General features: G+C 71.3%; 5 protein-coding genes. 2 read left to right on the top strand and 3 right to left on the bottom strand.

Annotation, left to right across the window (positions count from 1 at the left end):
* Positions 1-64 precede the first annotated feature (64 nt).
* Positions 65-526 carry a MaoC family dehydratase gene (locus ABZ923_RS40710; RefSeq protein ID WP_361483305.1) on the bottom strand — a complete coding sequence of 154 codons (462 nt, stop codon included), beginning with the start codon at positions 524-526 and terminating at the stop codon, positions 65-67.
* A 115-nt stretch (positions 527-641) separates the two neighbouring features.
* Between ABZ923_RS40710 and soxR the strand changes: the two genes are divergently transcribed.
* Complete coding sequence (soxR, locus tag ABZ923_RS40705; protein WP_361483302.1) at positions 642-1,100, top strand: redox-sensitive transcriptional activator SoxR; 459 nt, start codon at positions 642-644, stop codon at positions 1,098-1,100.
* 157 nt (positions 1,101-1,257) lie between these two features.
* Here soxR and ABZ923_RS40700 read toward each other — a convergent pair whose 3' ends face one another.
* On the bottom strand, positions 1,258-1,965 hold the full coding sequence (locus tag ABZ923_RS40700) for a 3-keto-5-aminohexanoate cleavage protein (RefSeq protein WP_361483299.1): 708 nt from the start codon (positions 1,963-1,965) through the stop codon (positions 1,258-1,260).
* 98 nt (positions 1,966-2,063) lie between these two features.
* A complete protein-coding gene (locus ABZ923_RS40695; RefSeq protein WP_361483296.1) occupies positions 2,064-2,666 on the bottom strand; it encodes a hypothetical protein in 603 nt (200 codons plus the stop codon).
* 207 nt (positions 2,667-2,873) lie between these two features.
* On the opposite strand from ABZ923_RS40695, the gene ABZ923_RS40690 reads away from it, so the two are divergent.
* A complete protein-coding gene (locus ABZ923_RS40690) occupies positions 2,874-5,663 on the top strand; it encodes a penicillin acylase family protein (protein WP_361483293.1) in 2,790 nt (929 codons plus the stop codon).
* Positions 5,664-5,773: the final 110 nt, after the last annotated feature.

Here is a 5,773-nt window from a genome sequence, read left to right as displayed (position 1 = left end):
GACGACAACGCCGCAGATGTGCGTGCCAAGCCCCGCGACACCGGCAAGATCCGGAAGAGAGGCCCTAGAGGTAGTACCGGGCCACCGACTCCGCCACGCACACCGGCTTGTCGCCGCCCTCGCGCTCCACGGTGAAGGCGACCGTCACCTGCACACCGCCGGTGACGTCCTCGACCCCGGTGATCTTCGCGGTGGCGCGCACCCGGGACCCGACGGGGACGGGCGAGGGGAAGCGGACCTTGTTCGTCCCGTAGTTCACGCCCATCGTCACGCCCTCCACCTGGATGAGCTGCGGCCCGAAGAGTGGGATCAGCGACAGGGTGAGGTAACCGTGGGCGATGGTCGTCTTGAACGGTCCCGCGGCGGCTTTCTCCGGGTCCACGTGGATCCACTGGTGGTCCCCGGTCGCCTCGGCGAACAGGTCGATCCGCTTCTGGTCGATCTCCAGCCAGTCGGTGTAGCCCAGCTGCTCGCCCACGGCTGCCCGCAGCTCGTCGGGGGAATTGAAGATCCTCGGTTCTGCCATGTTCCCGGCCCTCTCGCTCGCATCTCTAAGCGACTGCTTAGCATGCTCGGGTCGAGGGGCGATGTCAACGGACGACGGGCCGGGGGCGGCGAAAGGTCTCTGTAGTCTCTGAGAGGTGCCCCAGATTCCCGAGAAGATCCACGAGCTGACCGTCGGCCAGTTGTCCGCACGCAGCGGAGCCGCGGTGTCCGCCCTGCACTTCTACGAGTCCAAAGGCCTGATCTCCAGCCGGCGCACCCCCGGCAACCAGCGCCGGTACAGCCGTGACACCCTGCGCCGGGTCGCCTTCGTCCGCGCGGCCCAGCGGGTCGGCATCCCGCTCGCCACGATCCGGGACGCCCTGTCCGAACTGCCCGAGGAACGCACGCCGACCAGGGAGGACTGGGCGCGGCTGTCGGAGCGGTGGCGCTCGGAGCTGGAGGAGCGGATCAGCCAGCTGAACCGTCTGCGCGACCACCTCGCCGACTGCATCGGCTGCGGGTGCCTTTCCCTGGAGACGTGCGTCCTGTCCAACCCGGACGACGTCTTCGGCGAACGCCTGACCGGCTCCAGGCTCTTCGCCGAAGGCCGCTGAGGAACCGGCCACGGGGAGAGGCTTTCCGCCGACCGCCCTCCGCCCACCGCCGTCCGCGGATCCGTCGTGGCCGTTCGCGCCGTTCCCCGCGCCCCTGGGGAACCGCGGCGGGCCGCGCCCGGATCGTGCGGCGGGCGTCGCGGCCGGCGGCCGGTTCCTACGCCGTGCGCAGTGCCTCCGTCACCAACTGGGCGTTGGAACGCGCTCGTTGGCCGTCCGGGAGGAGCAGTGTGTCCTCCAGGCCGATCCGGGTGGTCAGGCCCAGGCGGGCCGCCAGCCGGAGGACCGGCCAGGTGCCGCCCTCCTCGCCGTGCAGCAGTACCGGCCGGCCGTGCGCCGTGCCCAGCTCCGCCAGCAGCGCCCGCGCCGACGCCTCGGCGGTCGCCGGGTCCGGGTCGGTCACCTCGGCCAGCACCCGCAGCACCCTCGGCCCGAGCGGCGAGGCCGCGAAGCGCCCCGCGCCCCCGGTGCCGGACCAGATGCCCGCCTCCACGGCCACCCCCTTGCCGAGCAGCTCCGCGGCGACCTCCTCGGCGCCCGGCTCGTGCCAGTTGACCGAGGCGAAGTCGGGCAGCACCGACCAGGAGCGCACCCGGTCGAGCCGGGCCGCCGGTTCGGGCTCGGCCCAGGCCCCGGTGGTCACCCCGACCGGCACCCGCACCCGCGCCCGTATCGCCTCCAGCGCCGGACCGAGGACGCGCGGGGACAGACTGTCCCGCCCGCACGGCGTCTTCGGATGGACATGCACCGAGGTGGCCCCGGCCGCCACCGCTTCGGCGGCCGAACGGGCCAGGTCCTCCGGGGACATCGGGACGCCCGCGCCGTCGGCGGCCGAGCGGCGCCCGTTGAGACACACCTGCACCATGACCCGATGGTGCCAGTCACCACCGACAACGGCCCCCGGGCCCCCACGAGAGGGGTGCGGCATCCCCAGCGCACCCCCGGCACCGGTGCCGGCCACTCTCAGGCCGACATCAGCAGGCGTCCCCGCCTGGCGTACTCGAGGGCCTGCGCGTTCAGGACGGGCCGCGGCACCAGGATCCCGCAGTCCGTGCAGACCGGGCCGGACGACGGCTCGTGGTCCAGGCCGTACCTCCAGACCAGCCGTTCCCCGCCGCAGACCGGGCACGCGGAGCCCGGCTCCCGCTCCAGCGCGGCGATCAGCCGGCGCAGCACCTCCGCCAGCGGCTCCTCGGGATGCACCCGCGGGTCGTCGCACCAGGCCACCCCGAACCCGCCCCAGGTCAGCCGGTGCCAGTCGTCCACACTGCCGGGCCGGCGCAGCCCGTCGTGCTTCTCCTTCCTGCGTCGCTCCGTGAAGTCGGTCTCGTAGGCGAGCCAGACGTCACGGGCCTCCTCCAGCTCCTCCAGTGCGGCCACGAGCCGCGCCGGATCGGGGGAGCGGTCCTCGGGACCGAAACCCGCCCGGGAGCACAGATGGTCCCAGGTCGCCCGATGCCCGTAAGGGGCGAACTTCTCCAGGCACTTGCGCAGCGAGTACCGCCGCAGCGCCAGATCACAGTCCGGATCGCGTACCTGTCTTGCCAGACTCCGGAAACCGGCCATCGCCCTGCACCTCCGTCACACCTGCACCTGTACCTCGGTCACTTCGGCGTCGTCGCACGGACGTCGCCGAATAGACGTATCGACAGGCGATTCGGCTCCATCTCTTCTCCGGATCTCCTTGCGGACTCCAGAACGTGACGCATGTTCATCTTTTAACGGGGGGATACCGGCGGTAACGTCCGGTCACCCCTGTCGCTAGGAGCTGCCATGCCACGGCGAACCCCACGTATCACCCTTGACGGACTGAGAACGTCCCGCCGACTCCCCGGGTTCCTGAAGACCGCGTCGGTATGCGTCCTCATTGCCGGTCTTCTCTCCCCGCTCACCGGGACCGCGGTGGCGGCGGCCGACGTCACCGCCGCCAACGACTACTGCGGCGGCCGGTGTTCCGACATTCTCCCGCCCGGCGAGAACGGCAACGCGACGCTCGCCCAGATCCTGCTGAACCAGGCCTTCGGCACCCAGCCCGCGCACGCCGAGGACCAGCTCGGCCCCTACGCCAACCTGGCCGGGGGCTACAAGGGCCTGACCGACGCCACGATCAACACGTTCTTCAACGACTCCTCGTTCGGCGTCCCCGCCGACCAGGTCGCCTCCACCGAGAAACCGGCCGGCCGCGGCGACGTGACGATCGTCCGCGACAAGAAGACCGGTGTGCCGCACATCACAGGCACCACCCGGTACGGCACCGAGTTCGGCGCCGGGTTCGCGGCGGCCGAGGACCGGCTGTGGCTGATGGACGTCTTCCGGCACGTGGGCCGCGGCCGACTGACCTCCTTCGCCGGCGGCGCCCCCGCCAACCAGGGCCTAGAGCAGCAGTTCTACCGCAACGCGCCGTACACCGAGGCCGACCTCCAGGCGCAGATCGACAACGCGGTCGCCCGCAACGGCGCCCGCGGCCGGCAGGCCCTCGCCGACGTCAAGGCCTACCTGGACGGCGTCAACTCCTACATCGACGCCTCCGACAGGGGCCGCTACTTCCCCGGCGAGTACGTCCTGACCGGCCACAAGGACTCGATCACCAACGCCGGCACCATAGAGCACTTCAAGGTCACCGACCTGGTCGCGCTGGCCTCCGTGATCGGCTCGCTGTTCGGCTCCGGCGGCGGCGGCGAGGTGAACAACGCCGTCTCCCTGCTCGCCGCCCAGGCCAGGTACGGGGTCGAGGAGGGCACCAGGGTCTGGGAGTCCTTCCGCGAGCGCAACGACCCCGAGGCCGTGCTCACCGTCCACAACGGCGAGAGCTTCCCGTACGGCGCCAAGCCCGCCGATGCCCAGGGCGAGGCCCTGCCCGACGCCGGCTCGGTGACCCAGGAACCGCTCGTCTACGACCGCACGGGCGGCGCCGGCACCGCGGCCGCGAAGAGCGCCACCGCCGACGCCGCGAAGACCGCCCTCGGCTCGGCGCGGCGCGGCATGTCCAACGCCCTCGTGGTGAGCGGCAAGTCCACCGCGAGCGGCCACCCGATCGCCGTCTTCGGACCGCAGACCGGCTACTTCGCCCCGCAGCTGCTGATGCTCCAGGAGATCCAGGGCCCCGGCATCAGCGCCCGCGGCGCCTCCTTCGCGGGCCTGAGCATGTACGTCGAACTCGGCCGCGGCCAGGACTACTCCTGGAGCGCCACCACCTCCGGCCAGGACATCATCGACACCTACGCGGTCGAGCTGTGCCAGGACGACTACCACTACCTGTACCACGGCACCTGCACGGCCATGGAGAAGATCGAGCAGAAGAACGCCTGGAAGCCGACCACGGCCGACGGCACCGCCGCGGGCTCCTACACCATGCGGGTGTGGCGGACCGCGTACGGGCCGGTGGAGTACCGGGCGACCGTCGGCGGCAAGAGGGTCGCCTACACCACCCTGCGCTCCTCCTACCTGCACGAGGCCGACTCGATCATCGGCTTCCAGATGCTGAACGACCCCGACTACGTCAAGGGTCCCGAGGACTTCCAGAGCGCGGCGCAGCACATCAACTACACCTTCAACTGGTTCTACGCCGACTCCCAGCACACCGCCTACTACAACAGCGGTGACAACCCGGTCCGGGCGAGCGGCGTCGACACCGAGTTCCCGGTGTGGGCGCGGCCGGCCTACGAGTGGCGGAACTGGGACCCGGCCACCAACACCGCCGACTACACCCCGGCCTCCGCGCACCCCAACTCCGTCGACCAGGACTACTACGTCTCCTGGAACAACAAGCAGGCCAAGGACTACACGACCGCGCCCTGGGGCGACGGCTCGGTGCACCGCGGGAACCTGCTGGAGGACCGGGTGAAGAAGCTGGTCGCGGCCGGCGGGGTGACCCGTGCCAAGCTGGTGCAGGCCATGGCGGACGCGGGCCTCGCCGATCTGCGCGCCGAGGACGTGCTGCCGAAGCTGCTCAAGGTGGTCAACTCCTCGCCGGTGAGCGACTCCACGGCCGCCGCGGCGGTGAGCAGGCTCCAGGCCTGGGTGACCGCGGGCGCCAAGCGCACCGAGACGTCGGCCGGTTCGAAGACCTACGCCGACGCCGACGCGATCCGCATCCTGGACGCCTGGTGGCCGCTGCTGGTCAAGGCCGAGTTCCAGCCGGGGCTCGGCGACGGCCTGTACACCGCGATCACGAACAACCTGCCGGTCGACGAGGCACCGTCCGCCGGCCACGGCCCGACCGGCTCGCACGCCGGCAGCTCCTTCCAGTACGGCTGGTGGAGCTATGTCGACAAGGACATCCGGTCGGTGCTCGGTGAACCGGTCCAGGGGCCGCTCGGCCGGAAGTACTGCGGCGACGGCAGCCTCACCGCCTGCCGGGACATCCTGATCAGCACCCTGAAGCAGGCGGCCGGCCTGACCGCCGCGCAGGTCTACCCGGGCGACGACCAGTGCTCGGCCGGCGACCAGTGGTGCGCCGACTCGATCGTCCAGCGCACCCTGGGCGGCATCAAGCACGGCAGGATCAGCTGGCAGAACCGGCCGACGTTCCAGCAGGTCGTGGAGTACACGTCCCACAGGTGAGGCACACGCGGGCGAACGGGGGTGGGCGCACCGGGGTGTGGGGAACGCCCGTGGGGGGGGGCGGGGGGGGGACGAGGGCCATCGGACAATATCAGTGGCGACCCCCGAGG

Source organism: Streptomyces sp. NPDC046881, from assembly GCF_040645015.1.
Lineage (GTDB): Bacteria > Actinomycetota > Actinomycetes > Streptomycetales > Streptomycetaceae > Streptomyces.
The sequence above is the reverse complement of the archived record's forward strand: the minus strand, read 5'-3'. Positions and strand labels throughout refer to the sequence as shown.

Bases quoted from the DNA above. Each gene is read 5' to 3' on its own strand.
- ABZ923_RS40710 (WP_361483305.1), bottom strand. From the start codon at position 526: ATGGCAGAACCGAGGATCTTCAATTCCCCCGACGAGCTGCGGGCAGCC.
- ABZ923_RS40690 (WP_361483293.1), top strand. From the start codon at position 2,874: ATGCCACGGCGAACCCCACGTATCACCCTTGACGGACTGAGAACGTCC.
- ABZ923_RS40700 (WP_361483299.1), bottom strand. From the start codon at position 1,965: ATGGTGCAGGTGTGTCTCAACGGGCGCCGCTCGGCCGCCGACGGCGCG.
- ABZ923_RS40695 (WP_361483296.1), bottom strand. From the start codon at position 2,666: ATGGCCGGTTTCCGGAGTCTGGCAAGACAGGTACGCGATCCGGACTGT.